23 protein-coding genes are annotated in these 19815 nt (G+C 36.6%); 9 read left to right on the top strand and 14 right to left on the bottom strand.

Annotation, left to right across the window (positions count from 1 at the left end; translation table 11 throughout):
* Positions 1-43: 43 nt before the first annotated feature.
* Positions 44-574, top strand: coding sequence for a hypothetical protein (locus tag LV704_RS14400; RefSeq protein WP_163422980.1), 531 nt, complete (start codon positions 44-46; stop codon positions 572-574).
* Entirely contained in the window at positions 547-756 is a 210-nt protein-coding gene (locus LV704_RS14395) for a hypothetical protein (protein ID WP_163422979.1), read from the top strand. The genes LV704_RS14400 and LV704_RS14395 overlap by 28 nt, the downstream gene beginning before the upstream one ends.
* On the opposite strand, the gene LV704_RS14390 is transcribed toward LV704_RS14395, so the two are convergent.
* The 10 genes from LV704_RS14390 to LV704_RS14345 all read right to left on the bottom strand — a co-directional run bounded on the left by LV704_RS14390 (position 757) and on the right by LV704_RS14345 (position 10238).
* Positions 757-1920 (bottom strand): sigma-54 dependent transcriptional regulator, encoded by a 1164-nt coding sequence (locus LV704_RS14390; protein ID WP_163422978.1) that lies wholly within the window; start codon positions 1918-1920, stop codon positions 757-759.
* Between the two features lie 10 nt (positions 1921-1930).
* Positions 1931-2773: a DUF6268 family outer membrane beta-barrel protein gene (locus tag LV704_RS14385; RefSeq protein ID WP_163422977.1), complete on the bottom strand. Its 843-nt coding sequence runs from the start codon at positions 2771-2773 to the stop codon at positions 1931-1933.
* 50 nt (positions 2774-2823) lie between these two features.
* Positions 2824-3723 carry a mechanosensitive ion channel family protein gene (locus tag LV704_RS14380; RefSeq protein ID WP_163422976.1) on the bottom strand — a complete coding sequence of 300 codons (900 nt, stop codon included), beginning with the start codon at positions 3721-3723 and terminating at the stop codon, positions 2824-2826.
* 6 nt (positions 3724-3729) lie between these two features.
* On the bottom strand, positions 3730-5073 hold the full coding sequence (locus LV704_RS14375) for an ABC transporter permease (RefSeq protein WP_163422975.1): 1344 nt from the start codon (positions 5071-5073) through the stop codon (positions 3730-3732).
* Entirely contained in the window at positions 5063-6001 is a 939-nt protein-coding gene (locus LV704_RS14370) for an ABC transporter ATP-binding protein (RefSeq protein ID WP_163422974.1), read from the bottom strand. Before LV704_RS14370 ends, LV704_RS14375 begins: the two co-directional genes overlap by 11 nt.
* Positions 6002-6182: 181 nt before the next feature.
* The gene (gene dnaJ / locus LV704_RS14365) at positions 6183-7301 is read right to left on the bottom strand and encodes a molecular chaperone DnaJ (protein ID WP_163422973.1); all 1119 of its coding nucleotides are present in this window, start codon (positions 7299-7301) and stop codon (positions 6183-6185) included.
* Positions 7302-7307: 6 nt separating this feature from the next.
* Positions 7308-7790, bottom strand: coding sequence for a nucleotide exchange factor GrpE (locus tag LV704_RS14360; protein WP_370636072.1), 483 nt, complete (start codon positions 7788-7790; stop codon positions 7308-7310).
* 227 nt (positions 7791-8017) lie between these two features.
* Entirely contained in the window at positions 8018-8980 is a 963-nt protein-coding gene (locus LV704_RS14355; RefSeq protein ID WP_163422971.1) for a TIGR01777 family oxidoreductase, read from the bottom strand.
* 135 nt (positions 8981-9115) lie between these two features.
* Entirely contained in the window at positions 9116-9778 is a 663-nt protein-coding gene (gene mnmD, locus LV704_RS14350) for a tRNA (5-methylaminomethyl-2-thiouridine)(34)-methyltransferase MnmD (protein ID WP_163422970.1), read from the bottom strand.
* A gap of 1 nt (position 9779) precedes the next feature.
* Positions 9780-10238, bottom strand: a complete 459-nt coding sequence (locus LV704_RS14345; protein ID WP_163422969.1) for a DUF4920 domain-containing protein — start codon at positions 10236-10238, stop codon at positions 9780-9782.
* A gap of 107 nt (positions 10239-10345) precedes the next feature.
* On the opposite strand from LV704_RS14345, the gene LV704_RS14340 reads away from it, so the two are divergent.
* Positions 10346-11413 carry a branched-chain amino acid aminotransferase gene (locus tag LV704_RS14340; RefSeq protein WP_205597890.1) on the top strand — a complete coding sequence of 356 codons (1068 nt, stop codon included), beginning with the start codon at positions 10346-10348 and terminating at the stop codon, positions 11411-11413.
* Between the two features lie 29 nt (positions 11414-11442).
* On the opposite strand, the gene LV704_RS14335 is transcribed toward LV704_RS14340, so the two are convergent.
* On the bottom strand, positions 11443-11829 hold the full coding sequence (locus tag LV704_RS14335; RefSeq protein ID WP_163422968.1) for a nucleoside triphosphate pyrophosphohydrolase family protein: 387 nt from the start codon (positions 11827-11829) through the stop codon (positions 11443-11445).
* Between the two features lie 539 nt (positions 11830-12368).
* Here LV704_RS14335 and crcB point away from each other — a divergent pair.
* From crcB to LV704_RS14310, 4 genes are all read left to right on the top strand, one after another.
* Positions 12369-12743 (top strand): fluoride efflux transporter CrcB, encoded by a 375-nt coding sequence (gene crcB / locus LV704_RS14325; protein ID WP_163422967.1) that lies wholly within the window; start codon positions 12369-12371, stop codon positions 12741-12743.
* Between the two features lie 268 nt (positions 12744-13011).
* Positions 13012-13350, top strand: coding sequence for a P-II family nitrogen regulator (locus LV704_RS14320; RefSeq protein ID WP_109662000.1), 339 nt, complete (start codon positions 13012-13014; stop codon positions 13348-13350).
* A 32-nt stretch (positions 13351-13382) separates the two neighbouring features.
* Entirely contained in the window at positions 13383-14639 is a 1257-nt protein-coding gene (locus LV704_RS14315; RefSeq protein ID WP_163422966.1) for an ammonium transporter, read from the top strand.
* A 117-nt stretch (positions 14640-14756) separates the two neighbouring features.
* Positions 14757-15833 carry an outer membrane beta-barrel protein gene (locus LV704_RS14310; RefSeq protein WP_163422965.1) on the top strand — a complete coding sequence of 359 codons (1077 nt, stop codon included), beginning with the start codon at positions 14757-14759 and terminating at the stop codon, positions 15831-15833.
* A gap of 59 nt (positions 15834-15892) precedes the next feature.
* Here the strand turns inward: LV704_RS14310 and LV704_RS14305 are convergent, their stop codons facing one another.
* Entirely contained in the window at positions 15893-16531 is a 639-nt protein-coding gene (locus tag LV704_RS14305; protein ID WP_163422964.1) for a DUF1684 domain-containing protein, read from the bottom strand.
* Between the two features lie 86 nt (positions 16532-16617).
* Here LV704_RS14305 and LV704_RS14300 point away from each other — a divergent pair, with 86 nt between their 5' ends.
* A complete protein-coding gene (locus tag LV704_RS14300; protein ID WP_163422963.1) occupies positions 16618-17355 on the top strand; it encodes a DJ-1/PfpI family protein in 738 nt (245 codons plus the stop codon).
* Here LV704_RS14300 and LV704_RS14295 read toward each other — a convergent pair.
* Together LV704_RS14295 and LV704_RS14290 are read right to left on the bottom strand one after the other, a co-directional pair.
* Complete coding sequence (locus LV704_RS14295; RefSeq protein WP_163422962.1) at positions 17342-18757, bottom strand: alpha/beta hydrolase; 1416 nt, start codon at positions 18755-18757, stop codon at positions 17342-17344. The genes LV704_RS14300 and LV704_RS14295 overlap by 14 nt on opposite strands.
* Before the next feature lie 62 nt (positions 18758-18819).
* Positions 18820-19272: an Lrp/AsnC family transcriptional regulator gene (locus tag LV704_RS14290; RefSeq protein ID WP_163422961.1), complete on the bottom strand. Its 453-nt coding sequence runs from the start codon at positions 19270-19272 to the stop codon at positions 18820-18822.
* A gap of 122 nt (positions 19273-19394) precedes the next feature.
* Here LV704_RS14290 and LV704_RS14285 point away from each other — a divergent pair, with 122 nt between their 5' ends.
* Positions 19395-19796 carry a TIGR03643 family protein gene (locus LV704_RS14285; RefSeq protein WP_163422960.1) on the top strand — a complete coding sequence of 134 codons (402 nt, stop codon included), beginning with the start codon at positions 19395-19397 and terminating at the stop codon, positions 19794-19796.
* The last annotated feature ends 19 nt before the right edge of the window (positions 19797-19815 follow it).

Here is a 19815-nt window from a genome sequence, read left to right as displayed (position 1 = left end):
ATTTAGTAGGAAACATAAGACGCACTGTCCCAAATCTAGCGTTATGAAAACAAAAAAGATTATTCTCTTTATAGTCTTTGTTTTAGGTGTTCTTGGCCTATTACTAATGACTTCATTTATAAATCGCAATGCATGCGAATATGCGCATTCCAATATTGAATACATAAAAAGTCAAACGGAGAAAGCCCTAATTGCGGATGATTTTGAAATGTCTAAATATTATGTATATAAAGCCTTAAATGGAATTGAAAAAAGCAGGCTCAACTTTGTAGATTGTGGTTGCGAAGGAACTATTGAAAGTCTTGAAAAAACACTTTTCTACCTTAAAGAAGCAACAAAAGCTGAGTCTTTTGAAGCCTCAAAAAAGTCATTGCACATTGCATTGGAGAGCACTACCATTGGGATTAAAGTACTTAAAACATTTGGAGAAGAGTTTTCTAGCTCTTACGGAAATGATATGTTGGTTTTGAACACAAAAGATGCTATCGACCAACAGAACAGCTTTCTTATGCCTCAAGGAGGGACTTTAAGACAACATGTGCATAATTGTTTCTCGGTTTTGAGACTTCCTTAGATAAGGTTGTAAACGAAGTAGAATGCAAAGAAGCCCAAGGGTTTATTACAAAAATACATGAAGAAGCAAGGTTAACTTTGCTCAATACAGAATTATCTGAGCCAAAAAAACAGTATTATCAGCGTGTAAAGACCATATCACACGATGCGCTCTCCAGATTGGGTAATTGTCCCATGGATTAATTATTTGCTAGCGAAAAGCTTTACATCTTCTTCCGAGACTTCTTTGCCCCCTAGAATAATCAGTCTTTCCACTACATTTCTGAGTTCACGCACGTTTCCGGTCCAATCGTAACCTTTTAATAGTTCAATAGCTTTTTTAGAAAAACTTTTAGGTGCCGTACCTTGCTCAGATGCTATTTGACCAGAGAAATGATCAATTAGTATAGGAATATCGTCTCTTCTATCATTTAAAGAAGGAACCTTTATTAAAATTACCGCCAATCGATGGTATAAATCTTCCCTAAACTTATTATCGGCAATTTCCTTTTTAAGATCTTTATTGGTTGCTGCCAAAACTCGCACATCAACTTTAATATCCTTGTCCGTGCCAACCCTAGAAATTTTGTTTTCCTGCAATGCCCTTAACACTTTGGCTTGCGCGGAAAGACTCATATCCCCAATTTCATCCAAAAAAATAGTTCCTTTATTTGCAGCCTCAAATTTTCCCGCCCTGTCTTTTACGGCTGAAGTAAACGCACCTTTTACATGTCCAAAAAGTTCGCTTTCTATTAATTCTGAAGGAATAGCAGCACAATTTACCTCAATAAAAGGTGCTGAAGAACGGGGACTCTTTTCATGCAACCAATGGGCAACCAATTCTTTTCCCGTACCATTAGACCCCGTTATTAAAACTCTGGCATCTGTTGGGGCCACTTTTTCAATCATATCCTTTATCACCCCAATCTCATCACTTTCTCCAACCATTTTGTAGTTTTTGGAGACCTTCTTTTTCAGGATTTTATTCTCTACCACCAATTCTTTACGATCCAGTGCGTTTCGCACCGTAGTCAATAAACGGTTTAAATCTGGTGGTTTTGAGATATAATCAAAGGCACCTAAACGCATCGTATTTACTGCTGTATCCAAATCTCCATGACCAGAAATCATAATAAAAGGTATTTCGGGCTTTATCTTTCTAGCGGCTTCCAATACTTCGACACCATCCATTTTTGGCATTTTAATATCACATAACACCAAATCAAAATCTTCCTTTTTAATAGCCTCAATGCCTCTTAGACCATCTTCTGCTTCATTAACCTCATAAGTGTCACTTTCTTCACTTAAAATCTTTACCAAAACTCTTCTAATGGCAGATTCATCCTCTATTACCAATATTTTTGACATATTATGCTATTTAAAAAATTCCAATCTTGAATCCAGTTCTAATATAAAGATTTGACTCATCATTCAATAAAAAAACATCGCCCCTTTTATCATTCCTTAACTTTCCTTCCTGCTCAAATGAACGCCCTACCAATGCATATAAAGACATTCTCTTGGATATGTTATACTGATACCCCAAAGCCCCAATTAAAGCGGAAAGGGAGATTTTTGAACCCAACTGCCCATCTGGCAAATCAATATCGTTTTGAATATTTATAAAATATCCATCCAATAACATTGTTGCTTCCAAAGTATGTTTTTTAGACATATGATATTTAAAGTTGGATCTCGGTATTCCAAGAGTATAGGACCATTTTGGGTGAAATCTTCTATAATAACTAACCAATGGTAAGGGAACGGGAAGCCCTGTGGTACTGTTATAAGATAGTCCAAGTACTATTCTAAATGGCTTGTCTGCATTTGGCTTTTCTTTCCATAGTGTTGCGGTGGCGTTAAAAAAGAAATCATCCGTAATGGTTCCATTTGTAAAGTTAGAAGCAAACCTTGGTGTAATTATAGTCACCAAATTCCAGTTTTCATTCCATTTGGTTATAAAACCAAGGTTAAGGTCTGCCACATGAAACCGAATTAATTCGCTTTTGTCAAATGGAAAATCACGCGAATAACCAATATCAAGCCTATTATACTCTAAACCCGTTATTAAGTAGTCCTTTTTTTCGTTCAGTTTAATGGGGAGGTTGAACAACAGCTTATAACGCTGTGTTTTAATACCAGAGTCATTTTCGGGAATGTTTAAATACTCAAATTTGAATATATCCGAACTTTGACCGTATCCTGTTTGGTAGGTAAGCATTCCAAAGAACAACCCCAGAATCCAAACTACACTATTATGTATCGAGGTTTTTATTTTTCCTGAGGTTTTTGATACTGGATTAGATGTACATCTCGTTGCGGGAACGGAATACTAATATTATTTTCTTTGAATTTCGTATTTATCTTGTATCGAATTTCACTTTTGATCTTAGGGTCACCAAAACTATCATTAGTAAAAAAATGAAGCGAAAATAGCAGGGCAGAATCTCCAAAATCATCAAAAAGCACAAATGGCTTTGGGTTTTTCAACACTTGCTTTTGTTCTGCTGCCACTTGTTCTAAAAGTTGGGTAACCAAAACAACGTCACTCCCGTAAGCCACACCAACATTCACTCTTTCTCTTGTAGTTCTATGATTTTGGGTGTAGTTATATACAATATCGCTAATGAACTTATGATTGGGAATAATGATGACTTTATCATCTCTAGTAATGGCCCTTGTTGTTCTTAATTTAATTTCAAAGACCTTACCTACTTTGTTATCAACCTCAACAATATCGCCAACTTGTAAAGATTTATCAATTATAATAAAAATGCCACCAAGAATATCTTGAAACAATTCTTGAAGCGCCAGCCCCAGCCCCACAAACAAAGCTGCAGAAGCAGTAATGATAAGAGTAATATCTATTCCGGCAGCACTTAGAGTGACCAAAACAACTACTAGGTAGATTACGTAATTGATGAACTTAAAAACACTGGAGAACTTTTGTTTGTCCTCTTGCTCCATTTTTCTGGTAAACAGGTACCTGAGCCATTTTAAGAGGAACTTAGTAACAATAAAGGCAACCGTTAAAAGCAATAATAGGCCAACGGTAAGGTGTATGGATTTCTCACCTTCGCCCAAATGAAATCCTGTATTTAGGAATTCCTTAATGGAGCCCCAGATATCTTCTTGAATGATTTCTTTTATTTCGCTGGTCTCTTCTTGCACCTTAATTTAATATTTCAACCATTTAAACAATTCTTTGTATGTGGGCCTTTTTCCGTACATCAATATTCCCACTCTGTAAATTTTAGCTGCTAACCATACAATACCAAAAAATGTTCCCACAAGTAGGGTAATCGATAGTAGCAGTTGCCACAAAGGTACACCACCTTCACCAATTCCTCCTGGAAGCCTCATCAACATAACTATGGGAGAAGTTAGCGGGAATAATGAAAATCCGACCGCAATGGGGCCATGTGGATTGCTAAAAACCGAAAAGAAACCTACATAAATGGCTAACATCAATGGTAATATTATTGGGAAAATAAATTGCTGCGTATCCGTTTCGTTGTCTACCGCAGCACCGATTGCTGCGTAAATTGAGCTGTAAATAAAATATCCTAAAATAAAGTACACCAAAAAGGAACTGATCAATAGAAACCATGGAATATTTAAAATTTCCTTGGCATATAACATCATTTCGGTACTTGGGGGCGTAGAGAATTGTTCCATGCCATTCATGCCGCCAGGAACCATTGGATTTTCAGCTGCAATTGCTCCTAAATCAATCCCTAAAAACAACGATACAAGAAACAACAAGAGTGAAGCAGAAATTATCCAAATGGTAAATTGTGTAATTCCCGCTAATGAAGTACCTATTATTTTACCCAGCATTAATTGAAAAGGTTTTACTGAAGAAATAATGACTTCAATAATTCTGCTGGTTTTCTCTTCTATTACGCTTCGCATTACAAAACCACCGTAGATAATAATGAACATCATAATGGCATATCCAAACCCTCCTCCAATAAATGCCTTTATTTCATTTATGCCTTTTACACTTTTCTCACCATCAAACGTAGCAAGGTTAATTTCAAATGATGATTCAATATCTGAAAATTGCTCCGGAGAAACTCCTAGATTCCCCAACTTCTTTTGTCTTAACTTCTTCTGAAAAACACCTTCTAACTGTTGCGTAACATTGGTATTGGGGTTATCCTTGGTAAATAAATATGCTGATTTGGATACTTGTTCCAAATCGGTACCTTTTGGCAAATAAAGCAGTCCATAATACCCCAGCGAACTTGTAGAATCTTTGGCTTCTTGTAAAGAAAGGTCTTCAAAGTGAACATAGGACATACTTTCTGATGTCTTAAATTGTTCATGAAAAAAATCACTCTCATTTAAAACTGAGATTACCCGTTTCTCACTGTCATTTATTTTGGTGAGGTAAGCAATCAATACGATCATGCCCACGATTAAAAGAGGACTCAAAATGGTCATGATTATAAACGATTTGTTCCTCACTTTAGCCAAATACTCACGCCTTATAATTAACCACAGCTTACCGGTCATTCTCCTTGTTGTTTACTGTTTGAATAAAAATGTCGTTGGCTGAAGGAATGGTTTCTTCAAAGCGATTGATATTTGCTTCTTTAGAGAGCTCAGCAAGAATTCCCGCGGTTTGATTGGATGGCAATTGAATGGTGAAATCCAATTGTTTCTCTTCCCTATCAAAACTTGATGATAGGATTTGAAATTTATCTTCCAATGTTTTTACAAATACTTCGCCTTCCTGCTGTATTTCTAACCCAACGTTAAAAACATTGTTCTTGTATGCCTTTTTTATATCAGAAAGTTTACCATCCAATATTTTTTCTGATTTATGAATTAACGCAATATGTTCACATAGCTCTTCCACAGATTCCATTCGGTGTGTTGAGAATATAATGGAAGTTCCTTTTTCTTTAAGCTGAAGAATTTCGTCTTTTATAATATTGGCATTGATAGGATCAAACCCACTAAAAGGTTCATCAAAAATCAACAATTTAGGCTCATGCAAAACAGTTACTATAAACTGTATTTTTTGAGCCATCCCTTTAGAGAGCTCCTGAATTTTTTTGTTCCACCAATCACCTATATCCAAACGATCAAACCAATATTTCAGTCTTTTTTTTGCTTCATTCTTAGAAAGACCCTTAAGTTGAGCTAAGTACAATGCCTGCTCCCCTACCTTCATACTTTTGTATAGACCCCTTTCTTCGGGTAAATAACCAATATGGGAAATGTGTTCTGGCGCTAGAGGGCTACCGTTAAATAACACCTCTCCTTTATCTTGATACGTTATTTGATTGATTATGCGTATAAAGGTGGTCTTTCCAGCCCCATTTGGACCTAAAAGACCATAAATACAGTTTTCCGGTATTTCTAATGAAATGTTGCTCAGTGCAGTAAAGTCACCATAGGTTTTGGATACATTTTTGGCAACAAGGATATGATCCATTTAAACTATTTTTTCAAAGATATGTATTTGACCAAAAAGACTATTACGGCCTTAAAAACAAAACCCACCCTTAAAAATCAAGGATGGGAAAAAAATTGCTATGAAAAAGAAAATTAGATGCTGGTTTCCCAACATCAGTTCCAAATATACGTTTTTTATTTAAACGGAAAAGCATTAATTGTTAGGAGAACATATCTTTAACTTTTTCAAAAAACGACTTATCTGACTTTTCCGGTTTCGGAATAAAGTTCTCGTCATTCTGCATACGTTCAAAGAATTCTTTTTGTTCCCTGTTTAATTCTTTCGGGGTCCAAACGTTTACGTGTACCAGCAAATCTCCACTGCCATACCCATTAATACTGGAGATCCCCTTACCACGCAATCTCAATATCTTTCCAGATTGAATTCCAGGTTCCAATTTTATCCTAACCTTCCCTCCTACGGCATCAATCTCTTTAGAACTGCCCAACACAGCTTCGGAAAAGCTGATATATAGGTCGTAATGCAAATTATCACCTTCTCTTTTTAAGGTATCATGTTCTGCAGTCTCAATTGCTACTAATAAGTCTCCTGGAATTCCATCTCCCGGAGCGCCATTCCCTTTTCCGGTAACCTTCAGTTGCATACCTTCTTCTACGCCCGGCGGAATTTTTATAGAAACGGTTTCCTCTTCCATCTTTAGTCCCTGCGCATCCGCTCCACTAGGTCTCTTATCAATAGTTTGGCCAGCTCCACCACAAGTACTACAGGTAGTTGCCGTCTGCATTCTACCTAGAATTGTGTTGGTTATTTTAGTGACTTGACCGCTACCGTTACAGGTAGGACATGTTTTGTAGGTTACTCCTTCTGCTTGTACCTTCCTTCTAACCTTTACTTTTTTCTCCACTCCATTGGCAACTTCTTCTAGTGTCAACTTAACCCTAATCCGAAGGTTGCTTCCTTTCACTCTGCGCTGTCCACTACCACCAAAGCCACCAAATCCGCTAAATCCACCACCAAAAGCGCTACCGAAAATATCTCCAAACTGACTGAAGATATCATCCATATTCATACCTCCGCCACCAAAACCACCACCACCTTCAAAGGCAGCATGTCCAAATTGGTCATATTTGGCGCGTTTATCGGGGTCGCTCAAGACTTCATAAGCCTCAGCAGCTTTTTTAAACATTTCTTCGGCCTTAGAGTCGCCCGGATTTTTATCCGGATGAAATTCAATAGCCTTTTTCCTGTAAGCCTTTTTTATTTCAGCAGCCGAAGCTCCTTTGGAAACGCCCAATATTTCGTAAAAGTCATCCTTCATATACTCTTAATTTCCAACGACTACTTTTGGGTGTCGTATGATGCGTTCTCCAAGTTTGAATCCTTTTTCGACAACATCTATTATTTTACCTTTCATCTTTTTGTTCGGAGCAGGGATTTGGGTTATTGCATCATGAACTTCTGCGTCAAAAACATCACCTTCTCCTACTTCAACCTGCTCCAACCCTTTTCCTTTCAAAGTTTCTTTCAATTTATTACTAATGAGCTCTACACCTTTGAACATTTCTTTATCCTCAGACTTTGAAATTTCCTTAAGTGCTCTATCAAAATCATCTAAAACTGGTAGCAATGAAACTATTACCTCTTGCCCTGCTGTTTTAAACAACTCCATACGCTCTTTAGAAGTCCTTTTTTTGAAATTTTCAAACTCGGCAAAAAGTCTAAGGAATTTATCCTTCTCCTTTGCCAGATCTTCTCGTAGTTGGTCTTCTATGGAAACTTCTTCTTTATCTTCGATTTCATTTTCCATAGCTGTATTTTCATCGCTCGGTTCAGGATGGTTAACGGCTTGGGAATCGTTTAATTCTCCCTCCATTTCCTCAACCTTACTTTTCTTGCTCATATACTAATATTTTATTTCCTTTTTTGAAGTGGCAAAAGTACTGCCAATTGTCTAAAAATGTCAAAATGTCACCACAAATCATAAAAAAATCCGCCATTGGCGGATTGGAGTATTTTTAAGGCTATTGAGCAATGTCACACAAATTCTTTATTCATTGATGTCATCTGAGATTCACTCGCTTCTTTCTTTGGCAAATAAAGGTTTTCCAAGGCAGCACCTATGTTCGTATGCCTAAAAACAAATCCTTTTTCTTCAATACGTTTACAACTAACTCGTTGACTGGCAAAAAGGATGTATGACATTTCGCCCAGGATAATCTTCATTGCAAGCCTTGGTACATTGGGCAGAATTAGAGGTTTATCAAGTATTCTAGCCAATTCCTTGGTCATTTTCGCATTGGTTACCGGGTTTGGAGCCACTGCATTAAATGCCCCGTTTAGATTATTTTCAATCGCAAAAACAAAAATCTGCGCCAAATCTTCAATATGAATCCAAGATTGCCATTGATTTCCTGTTCCAAAAGCAGCTCCAACAAAGTTTTGAATAGGTCTTGCCATTTTAGGTAGTGCCCCTCCCATTATTGACAACACAATACCTATTCGTATTTTGGAAACACTAAAATTAAAACTATTGAACGTATCTACTTCACGCTCCCATTTTTCAACAACCTCTCCTAAAAAACTATCATCAATACCTGTTTCATTTTCATCATAAAAATTAATGAGGGAATTTGGATAAATGCCAATAGCAGAAGCCGAAACCAAAGACTTTACTTGGGTAGAATCAATTTTCCCCAATGCTTTGTGCAATGTTTGAAGACTGGTTACTCTACTTGAAAGTATCTTCTTTTTGTATGATGGAGACCACCTTTTAGCAACACCGGCTCCCGCAAGATTTATTATTGCCGAAACTCCATCAAAACACGCTAAATCTATTTCGTTTTTCGAGGGGTTCCAGTAAAAACCATTAAAATCTTGGGATGATATTATTTTCTCTCTTCGTGTGGTCAGGTAATTAACAGACATGCCTTTTTCATGCAAAACCTTTACAATGGCTTTGCCTACTAATCCTGTGGCACCTGTAATCAACACCTTCATATAATCACTTTGAAACAAATTTAATGGTTTATACTACTGTTTATGAGGCATTAATTTAGGTTTAACACAATTGTTTAAACTTTAAACAAATTTATGATAATGTTAGATGGGCAATTAACAGTGCTTTGGCAAAAGTTACATTTTGGTAGCTCTCAGCATTTCTCGTTTACCTGGAGGGCCTGGCAACCGCTCTACGTTAAAACCAACGGCCTGCAAAGCCCTTCTTACACTACCCTTGGCGGCATAGGTTACCAAAACACCTTCATGCTTCAAGGCTTGGTACATTCTCAAAAAAATCTCTTCCGTCCATAACTCTGGTTGCACCCTCGCTCCAAAAGCATCAAAATAGATAAGGTTGAACAAATCAATGTCGTTTATCGATTTAAAATCCTTCATCTGCTTTTTAAGCCGGAATCTATCTGAAATAGAATTCTGGCCTTCCCACTCTGAATTATGCATTTTTTGAAAAGATTGTTGATATTCGTCCGCATTCAATTGGGAGCAATAATCCAGTTCTATAACCTCGGCAGAAGAAACTGGAAATGCTTCAACCCCAACATAATTAACTTTCAGGTTCAATTTTTCTATTTCCAAAAGTGTAATCAAGGCGTTAAGTCCTGTACCAAAACCCATTTCTAAAATACTAATGTTGGTATTTTTGAACAATCTAAGTCCATGTTCAATAAAAACATGATAAGCCTCTTGAATTGCTCCATGTTTAGAATGATATTGTTCATTCCAATCTTCAATTTGGATGGTCTTGGAACCATCTGCTGTAGTAATAATTTTGCGTTTCAAACTATTTTTCTATCTGTACTCCAGAAGCTTCAAACCTTAAGGTTCTTTTAGGCTTGGTTATTTTGATAACTTCTTCTTTGGATTTTCCTGCATCCTCCGCATAATGTCGTTGTTCATCAATTGAAACTTCTTCAACAAATGCAATTCCATTCATAACGACCTTTCCATTCTCCGAATCTGTGGGAACAAAAAATCCATAGTCCTTGAACTTTACAAAAACCTGTTCTTGGTTGCCAATATCCACTTTCATCCAACACCCCTTGGATTTACAAACCTCCACAATAGTTCCAGATACTTGGGTCATAACAGTGTCTTTTACACCTATTTTTTCAAAAACTCCATTTTCATGGTTAGAAGTCGTGTTTACTTTAAACGATGTGCCATAAGAATCTGTACCTTGAGCCCAAACCAGTGTTTGAGACAGTAAGAATATGGCAGTTAAAATGTTAAATACTTTCATAATCAAAAAAAATAAATAAAGTGTGAACGAATTACTGAATTTTAAATTAATAAAACATAAAAAAATAGGGATAATTAGCTAATTTTATCTGTTCAAATTCTTTTAGCATGGGAACAATGACAAACACTGTAATGGTAGAAAAGGCAAAGACCTCCAAAATTAAGGATGTAGATTTTGATAATCTTTCTTTTGGAAGTATTTATACTGATCATATGCTAGTCTGTGATTACAAGAATGGCGAATGGAAAGCTCCAAAGGTTATCCCATACCAGCCATTGACCTTAGACCCTTCGGCAAAAATATTTCATTATGGACAATCCATTTTTGAAGGAATGAAGGCCTATAAAGATGATGAAGAAAGTGTTTGGCTGTTTAGACCGTTGGAAAATTTTAAGCGTTTGAACAAATCGGCTAAACGAATAGCAATACCAGAGCTTCCAGAGGAGTATTTTATGGAAGGACTTACCACACTCTTACAAGTTGAGAAAGATTGGATTCCCAAGAACCCGGGAAGCTCCCTATATGTTCGCCCGTTTATTTTAGCCTCTGGAACTGGCTTCCATGCTTCACCAGCGGATGAGTACAAATTCATTATTGCCTGCGCGCCATCCGGGGCATATTTTTCTGGCAAGGTTAAGGTATTAATAGAAGAGAACTACTCCAGAGCTGCTAATGGTGGTGTTGGTTATGCCAAAGCGGGAGGAAATTATGCAGGGCAATTTTACCCTACTCAATTAGCCATTGAAAAAGGATATAATCAAGTTATTTGGACAGATGATAATGAGCATGAGTATATAGAAGAAGCTGGTGCCATGAATATTTTTATACGAATAAATGACACTTTGATTACAGGCCCTACCAGTGATCGTATACTTGATGGTATTACCCGCAAAAGTATTTTAGACATTGCAAAAGATGAAGGTATTGCCACTGAGGTTCGCAAAATATCCGTTACTGAAGTCGTAGAAGCTGCTAAAGCCGGAACGCTAAAAGAAATGTTTGGCGCCGGTACTGCTGCCGTTGTATCCCCAATAGCTTCCTTTGGCTATAAGGACACGGACTATGATTTACCGGATTTAGCGGACAACTATGCCTCTAGACTTAAAAAGCGTATTACCGATATACAATACAATCGAGCTGAAGACAAATTTGGCTGGAGATTTAAAGTACAGTAAATAAAAAAAGCGCCTTAAAGGCGCTTTTTTTATTTGTCTAAAACTCCTTGAATATCAGGTTTGAAATAGTTAGGCCCTTTAAGCACTTTACCGTCTTCCCTGTAAATAGGATTACCATCCGATCCCAACTTGCTCATATTGCTGCGCTGGATTTCTTCAAAAACTTCTTCAATTTTGTATTGCATTCCATGCTCCAAAATAGTCCCACAAAGTATATACAGCATATCGCCCAAAGCGTCGGCAACCTCAACCAGGTCACCCTCATTGGCAGCCTCCAAATACTCCTTATTTTCTTCATCCATAAGATTGAACCGCAATTCATTCTTAGCTTCTCCCAGATTGGCTTTTGGTTCCTTCAAAACACCTAGACCAAAAGAATTGTGGAATAGCTCCACAGCCTTTATTTTACTTTCCATTATTCTTTAATTGATTTAGCTTTGCGTAAAAATATAAAATATGTTCAGCACAGGACAGTTAATTTTTGCAGCACTTTTCTTTATTGTTTTTGTAGTGGTGATAGCCCTATCATACCGAAAGGATAAAACCATGCACAAGAAAAATTACAAAGGGGTAAAATGGGTTTTGATTTCCTTTATCATATTCGTAATAATTTTGTTCCTCATTAAATACTTTCTCAAAAATTAACAAGAACACTGACTTCACCACAAAAAATAAAAGTTTTACAACTTTAATCAGAGTGTGATTCGTATACTATAGGAAAAGACGTACTTTTGTTTAACATTAGTTTAGCATATACAAATGATAACATTTTTCGCACTTCTATTCATTTTGCTTGCTATCAACGCAATTCTATTGATTTTTAGCGTCAATGGAGCTAGTGAAAGGTTTAGAAAACCAACTCAAAAAATCTCGAAGACCTCAATTACGAAAATTCTTCCCCGTGAACCCTCCGAAACCGAATACAAGAAAGCGGTATAGTTTGTACCTTTAGGGTATGAAGCAGGCTTTTCTTGTTTTTTTAGGCGGTGGATTAGGTAGTGTTCTTCGTTACGTTATCTCTAAGCCCTTAAATATTTTACTTCAAAACTTCTTCTTAGGCACTTTTTTAGTCAACATTGCTGGTTGTCTTCTTATTGGTGTTATTCTGGGCCTATCTTCACGAAACAATTTACTTTCAATTAACAGTACTCTTTTCCTTGCGACCGGTTTTTGCGGCGGATTCACAACTTTTTCCGCATTTGCCTTTGAAAAACATAGTCTATTAAAAAATAGCGAGCTTTTTCATTTTTCCATTTACACCATTGCCAGTATTATAGTCGGCGTTCTAGCTGTTGCTTTAGGTATATGGCTCTCAAAACTGGGCCAATAGTTATAAAATCAATTTTTCTTAATTCTTTTTGTTATTTATTGAACATTTTTCATTGAAATCGATGATTTTCATCTTATATCGTTGAAATACAATACTGATATTAAAGAAAAATCATTAAATATTTAATAAAAACATATATAAAATTAGATACCCCTAAAATAATAGGGGTATTTCTTTTTAAAACATAAAAATATATTCAACTACCCATATTTATTTATGGTCTGCATGGAATTAATATATATTTGACGCATCAATTAACTACTTAATTATGAAAAAAGTCGAGGCAATTATTAGAAAATCAAAATTTGATGAGGTGAAAAAAGCGCTTCATGAAATTGAGGTGAACTTCTTCAGTTACTGGGATGTAACAGGAGTTGGCAATGAAAAACAAGGACATGTTTATCGCGGTATATCGTACAGCACTTCAGATATACAAAGAAGGTATTTGGTTATCGTAGTATCTGATGACTTCTTAGAACGCACCATAGAAACTTTGTTGAGTTCTGCTTCCACAGGAAATGTTGGAGACGGGAAGATCTTTGTTTCTGATGTTATGGAAGCTTACAGAATAAGAACCAAGGAAAGCGGAAGCGCCGGAATAAACTAATCAACTAAACTAACTAACAATATTTAAAGATTATGGACGCAGGATTATTTACAGCGAATAACGTATGGATGATGGTTTGTACCGCCCTGGTGTTTTTTATGCACCTAGGTTTTTCTTTCTTAGAGATTGGTCTTACCAGACAAAAGAATACCGTTAATATTCTATTTAAAAATGTATTTATTATATGTGTAGGGTTACTGCTCTATTATATTGGGGGGTTTAATTTAATGTACCCCGGTTTTGAAAACGGAGCTACTGGGTTCTTCAAATTTGCAGGATTTGGAATTGCAGCTCCTGAAGGTGGAATGACTCCGGAGTATGCAGATGGCGGATACACTTGGTGGACAGATTTCTTGTTCCAAGGTATGTTTGCGGCTACAGCAGCAACTATTGTTTCTGGTGCGGTAGCAGAACGTATCAAACTAGGTGGTTTTATGATTTTTACCTTAATATATGTAGGCCTTGTTTATCCAATAGTAGGTTCTTGGCAGTGGGGTGGCGGTTTCTTATCATCGCTTGCTTATGGCGAAGCCGAAGGATTCTACGATTTTGCTGGATCCACCTTGGTTCACTCTGTAGGTGGATGGGGCGCTTTGATTGCCATTTATCTATTAGGTTCTAGAATTGGAAAATTTGGAGAAGACGGAAAACCAAAAGCCATTCCCGGACACAACTTGCCATTGGCGGCAGCCGGTGTATTGATACTCTGGTTAGGGTGGTTTGGTTTTAATGGAGGCTCTGTGCTTTCAGGAGATCCAGCTGGTACCTCATTGGTATTGGTTACTACATGTTTGGCCGCGGCCGCAGGCGGAGTTGCCGCGTTCCTAACCTCATGGGTCAAATACAAAAACTTTGACCTAACCATGTTCTTGAATGGTATTCTAGGAGGATTGGTTGGTATTACTGCTGGCGCAGACCAAATGTCACCAAATGAAGCAGTGATTATTGGACTCTTAGCGGGCGTCATCATTGTATTTGGTGTTGCCCTTGTCGATAAACTTAAACTTGATGATCCTGTAGGTGCCGTAGCAGTGCATTTAATTTGCGGTATCTGGGGTACTCTTGCAGTTGGCCTATTTGGACAACTTGCCGGTATGGACCAGTTTTTAGTGCAGTTAGCAGGAGTAGGTGCAGCAGCAACATTCTGTTCCCTTACTGCATTTATCATATTGTTTACTATCAAGAAAGTTTCTGGCTTACGAGTTTCCGAAGAAGAAGAATTGGAAGGCCTGGATATCCACGAACATGGTATGGATGCATACGCTGACTTTAGAATGAATCAACACTAGTAAAAAAAGGAAACGGAGCGTTTGGCAGAACGCTCCGTTATATAACCTTTTCAAATTACAAAACTCTATTTACAATTAAATGATCCTCTTACAGAGGGCACCTAAAATGATTAAGATATGAAAACGATTATAAACACAAAATACATAAAAAATTTAGCTCTGGCTGCATTAGCATTAGTATCTCTAACTGCTTTTGGACAAGACGCAGAAGAAGCAAAACCGAAATTTGAATTTAGCGGGACTGTTGATGCTTATTACAGAACCAATCTTACCGCTCCAAATGGTGAAGATGCTATTGCACCTGGATCTTCATTTGCAAATTTAGATGGGTTTTCTCTAGGCATGGCCAATGTAATTGCAGCTTATGAAGGTGAAAAAGTTGGATTTGTTGCTGATTTGGTTTTTGGACCAAGAGGATCGGACGCCACGTTTAATTCACCACAATATTTAAACTCTGCTGGTGGAGGAACTGGCGAAATTCTCAACCAATTGTATGTATACTGGAATGTTAGTGATGCCGTAACGTTGACTTTTGGAAATTTCAATACCTTTCTAGGTTACGAAGTAATTTCCCCTGCAGCTAATTTTAACTATAGCACTTCTTACTTATTTTCATACGGTCCTTTTAGCCACACCGGTTTAAAAGCGGACTTCGATTTAGGAAATGAGTGGTCAGCTATGCTTGCGGTGATGAACCCAACAGATTTAACAGAACTAAATGGCACAGGAGATTATGCCGTTGGCGCACAGTTGGGGTACTCAGGACAATTTTTAAACTTTCTATATAGCCAAGGTGGGTTTGAAATTGACTATACAGGGGGTTTTGACTTAAGTGAAGATTTTTTCTTGGGAATAAATGCCGCTCACTTTAGTCAAGAAGATGACGGAGGCAGCTTTACAGGAGCAGCTCTTTATCCGCAATATGCAACTTCGGAAAACTTTACTATTGGTTTGCGTGGAGAATACTTTATGACTGGAGATTCGTTTGGTGATGGTGTGGGAATTGGATCCGATGCTGACGGAGATGCAAATGTATTTGCCGTAACACTTACTGGAAGTGCTACAATTGGCGATTTGATTCTAAAACCAGAAATAAGATTGGACAGCACATCTGAAGATGCATTTATCGACAACGATTTGGCACCAACCGCAAGTTTGGCTTCTGTTCTTTTTGCCGCCATTTATTCTTTCTAGACCCAAAAAAATATTTTAATGCTAATAGAAAGCCTTACTCCTTTGGGATTAAGGCTTTTTTAATCCTTATTAAAAGCTTTCACTCCTGCCCTCATATTAGTTCTCAAATAATTTTGCCTTGGCACTAGAGGGCAGGAGTATTTTTTATTGTAAACACAATAAGGATTGTAAGCCTTATTGAAGTCTATTACAATCGTATTTCCCTCTGGAATAGTTAAATCGATATAACGTCCTCCTCCATAAGTTTCCGTTCCATTGGTTTCATCTAAAAAAGGTAGAAAAAGATAATCCTTATATTTTTCTGTATCCATCAAATCCAAAGTTTGGTATATCTCTAACTGGTGTTCAATGCCGTTAAGTTTAAAATGAGCAATCCCATATAACACCTCTTCCGTTTTCTCATCTGTAGTTGTGGCAAGTAAAAACGGAACTGCGTCAGGAGTTCTCTCAAATCTGGCTTTCACAATATAATTGGTGTCAGGTTCAAAAAAGTCCAGTCCCTCAAAATCTTTTCTATATCTATCCGGAAGAGGAGATGTTTCAGGATTTCTGAAAGTAGCATCTAACTCTTTCTGAAAATCAATTATATCTTTTATTGCCGATGATTTAACTTGAACCTCAGTTGTGGAAGCATGATATTTTTTATTCTGCCCACATGCCAATAACAAGAATGAAAAAACAAGTATTGAATATTTCATCTACTCAAAAAATTTACGGTAAAAGTAACGGAAATCATTCTTAATAGTACCTTCGCAATAGCTTCTCCATTTAAATTATTTACAAAATGATAAAAAATATATTCCTTTTAGCACTCCTAATGTTTTCGATTTCTTGTATGGATAAAAAACAAAATGGAGATGTAATAAATACAACTCAAAGACAATTTCCGGAGCTAGCGGCTAATAGATACAATGTAGCTTTCTTAATTATGGATGGGGTGTTTAATACGGAATTCACAGCACCGTATGACATTTTTCAGCATACCCAATATCGAAAAGGTATTAAAGCCATGAACACTTTTACAGTTGCCAATACCTTAGAGCCAATAACCTCTTTTGAAGGTATACGTTTCCTTCCAGATTTTGACTACACACAAGATTCCATACCCAATATTGATATTCTGGTAGTACCTAGTGCGGAACATCATTTGGATACAGATTTAAAGGATACCACGATGCTAAATTTTGTGAAAAAGGTGAGTGAAAAAGCCCTTTTTGTAACATCTCATTGCGATGGAGCATTTGTTTTGGCAAAAACAGGAATTCTAGACGATGTGGTTTCTACAACTTTTCCAAGTGATATTGAAAAATACAAAGCCATGTTTCCCAAACTAAAAGTTAGAGACAGTGTTCTTTTTGTACACGATGGAAAATTTATTACATCCGCTGGTGGTGCTAAAAGTTTTGAAGCAGCACTATACCTATGCGAACATCTATATGGAAAAGAAATTGCAGAATCTATTGCAGGAGGCCTAGTAATTGATTGGGACTTAAACAGTTTTCCGAGAGTTATTCCTCAATAATCTCGTAACGCGCACCTTTTAAATATTTCTCAACCAAGGCATTGAATTTTGGCGTGATTCTAAATAGGGCCGTACCCTCCAATTCATATAATGCATCGGTATCTTTAAACCCATTTTTTAAAGCCTCCTCTAAATAAAATAATGCTGTTCCAAAATCTTCATTTTTTGCACTTAGAGATATGGTGTCTAAATAAAATCCAAAATTCTGAGGCTCTAAAATAGTTTTCAACATATACAATAGTGCCAAGGCATCTTCATCTATCAAAGCTTCAGATTTTACAATATCTATATTGTCCTCTGCCAAAGCATTCACGTAACCGAGTAAACGATTCCCCATTTCCTTTTCATAAATATTACTTCCAGAAATGAACTTATCAATTTCGCTTTTTTGGTAATTCCACCAACCTAGATTGTTAAAATTGTGAGTTATAACATCTTCTTCAATATAATACTGGTAATCTTCCTTCAATAAAGATTCTTTAAAAAAGGCTGCATTTTCTATTCTTCGCATTGCCCTAAAACGTTGATCTTTTCTTATACTTTTTTGAATTTGCCTTAAAGAATCCAAATTTTTATGCGTACCATAAACAGACATCATCTCACTCATATACCGTTCGGCTAAAAGTAGTTTCTGCGAATTTTTAAGCCTGTTCACTTTAATAACATCCTCATTGAATGCCTTTTCAATATAACTTGTGTCCTTTGCAACAAAACCTTTTGCCATCGCAGCCAATGTGAACAATTGCATTGATTTCTTTAACAAACCAATATCTGGCCACTCTGTTTGCTCTTGGTGCAATAAAAGTTGGTTTGGAAATCTAAACCTGTCCAAAACCTTTTTGGCAGCAAGTATTTCAGTGAAGTTGAAATCATTTTTGTTTGTTATACCAATAAAATGAAATGGGCGCTTAACATTCAGTAATTCAGTATTGGCAATAGATGAACCTATAGAAATAACACCTTTCACATTTTTTAAAAAAATGGGCACCAGATTGGCAAAGCGGGCACTTGAGGAGGCTCCAGCAGTGTACACACGCCCCTTATTAATAGGAAGAATACTTACTACTTTATTAATCACCTTGCCAGTTTTGACCATGCTATTGGACAATGAAACACTATCTAAAACTCTAGGTGCAACCAGCACATAACCTTCTTGCTCCGCTGCTTGAATAAACATTGAAAGTGCTTGCTTCTCTTTTCCTTCCAAGTCAAATATCAGTAACAGAGGCCATTTTTTTTCTGTAGCAAAGTTAGTTGGCAAATAAAGTGAAAAGGTGTCTGGTATAGAATCTTGGACCGTAAGTCCCTCCAAGATTTTTCCTTTTTTCAATACCATTTGTTGCGAAAAACCTTGTTGCAACATGAATGTGGCAAGAAAAAGTATAGCATATTTTTTTTTCATAGCATTTTAACAACAAAAACCCGGCCAAAAAAAGTTTTAGGCCACTTAAAAATAATCGAAAATTATTGAAAAACCTTACTGGCCTTTATGGGACCGTTCGCCACAATATTTGATAAAACGATATGTGTTCTACATTCACCATAAACAATTAGTTCATCTATAAACTTTTCCAAATGAAACTGATCCTTCAGAACCACCTCCATAATTATATTCTCATTACCCGTTATGCGATAACAATTAACCACTTCTTGGAATGATTTTACTTTGCTAAGAAATGGCTTTAATTTACCCATAAATGCCCGCAACATAATAATCGCTTTTAATTGATGTCCTGCCATAGCATAAGAAACTGTGGTTCCGTACCCCTCTATAACGCCAAGATCTTCCATCTTTTTTACTCGTTCCGCAACTGCGGGCGGCGTTAGTCCAACTTTACGACCAATATTGGCGAAAGATTCCCTTGCGTTTTGCTGTAAACAACTAAGGATTTCCCAGTTTAATTCATCTATCTTCATATCTAAAGTAAAAAACAATATTTTCTTATAATCAAAAGCAAAATATCAATTACGCTTTAAAAAGTAAAGTTACATTATCTTTTTCATATGTAATTTTATATCCATTAATTGCTTTGAAAAAAATGGAGAGGAGTTCTTTAAATTCCCTAGTTGTATATCGAAAATCACTGGCTTTACGTGATTTGAGCGAAGCTGTTGCTTCCTATTTTTCTTATAACAAGGATATGCTGTCTCTACGAAAGTATGATAGTTTTCGTGATGACATCACCCAATCTCTAATGACTGATGCCTTGCTCATTACCAAAGAAGTTGAACAAGCAGCCTTAAGCAATTCATATTCCGTTCGAATGAAGAGCTTAACCTTCATTAATATCATGACCCGCAATATCCTAGCTTATTGTAATGGGCTTGAAAGAGATGGTGTTAAAGAAAAAGAATATCTAAACCTTCTGAGAAAAGAAATTAAAGTTTTTAGAGGCTCTTTTAAAAAATGGAGAAAGTCTTTAAAAAATGGAAACGGCTAGCCCACTTCCTTTTTTCTTT

Origin of the sequence: Flagellimonas sp. CMM7, assembly GCF_021390195.1 — a bacterium.
Lineage (GTDB): Bacteria > Bacteroidota > Bacteroidia > Flavobacteriales > Flavobacteriaceae > Flagellimonas.
The sequence above is the reverse complement of the archived record's forward strand: the minus strand, read 5'-3'. Positions and strand labels throughout refer to the sequence as shown.

Coding starts and splice junctions, on each gene's coding strand:
- LV704_RS14400 (WP_163422980.1), top strand. CDS start 44: ATGAAAACAAAAAAGATTATTCTCTTTATAGTCTTTGTTTTAGGTGTT.
- LV704_RS14390 (WP_163422978.1), bottom strand. CDS start 1,920: ATGTCAAAAATATTGGTAATAGAGGATGAATCTGCCATTAGAAGAGTT.
- LV704_RS14385 (WP_163422977.1), bottom strand. CDS start 2,773: ATGCTTACCTACCAAACAGGATACGGTCAAAGTTCGGATATATTCAAA.
- LV704_RS14375 (WP_163422975.1), bottom strand. CDS start 5,073: ATGACCGGTAAGCTGTGGTTAATTATAAGGCGTGAGTATTTGGCTAAA.
- LV704_RS14370 (WP_163422974.1), bottom strand. CDS start 6,001: ATGGATCATATCCTTGTTGCCAAAAATGTATCCAAAACCTATGGTGAC.
- dnaJ (WP_163422973.1), bottom strand. CDS start 7,301: ATGAAGGATGACTTTTACGAAATATTGGGCGTTTCCAAAGGAGCTTCG.
- LV704_RS14360 (WP_370636072.1), bottom strand. CDS start 7,790: ATGGAAAATGAAATCGAAGATAAAGAAGAAGTTTCCATAGAAGACCAA.
- LV704_RS14355 (WP_163422971.1), bottom strand. CDS start 8,980: ATGAAGGTGTTGATTACAGGTGCCACAGGATTAGTAGGCAAAGCCATT.
- LV704_RS14345 (WP_163422969.1), bottom strand. CDS start 10,238: ATGAAAGTATTTAACATTTTAACTGCCATATTCTTACTGTCTCAAACA.
- LV704_RS14340 (WP_205597890.1), top strand. CDS start 10,346: ATGGGAACAATGACAAACACTGTAATGGTAGAAAAGGCAAAGACCTCC.
- LV704_RS14335 (WP_163422968.1), bottom strand. CDS start 11,829: ATGGAAAGTAAAATAAAGGCTGTGGAGCTATTCCACAATTCTTTTGGT.
- crcB (WP_163422967.1), top strand. CDS start 12,369: ATGAAGCAGGCTTTTCTTGTTTTTTTAGGCGGTGGATTAGGTAGTGTT.
- LV704_RS14320 (WP_109662000.1), top strand. CDS start 13,012: ATGAAAAAAGTCGAGGCAATTATTAGAAAATCAAAATTTGATGAGGTG.
- LV704_RS14315 (WP_163422966.1), top strand. CDS start 13,383: ATGGACGCAGGATTATTTACAGCGAATAACGTATGGATGATGGTTTGT.
- LV704_RS14310 (WP_163422965.1), top strand. CDS start 14,757: ATGAAAACGATTATAAACACAAAATACATAAAAAATTTAGCTCTGGCT.
- LV704_RS14305 (WP_163422964.1), bottom strand. CDS start 16,531: ATGAAATATTCAATACTTGTTTTTTCATTCTTGTTATTGGCATGTGGG.
- LV704_RS14300 (WP_163422963.1), top strand. CDS start 16,618: ATGATAAAAAATATATTCCTTTTAGCACTCCTAATGTTTTCGATTTCT.
- LV704_RS14295 (WP_163422962.1), bottom strand. CDS start 18,757: ATGAAAAAAAAATATGCTATACTTTTTCTTGCCACATTCATGTTGCAA.
- LV704_RS14290 (WP_163422961.1), bottom strand. CDS start 19,272: ATGAAGATAGATGAATTAAACTGGGAAATCCTTAGTTGTTTACAGCAA.
- LV704_RS14285 (WP_163422960.1), top strand. CDS start 19,395: ATGGAGAGGAGTTCTTTAAATTCCCTAGTTGTATATCGAAAATCACTG.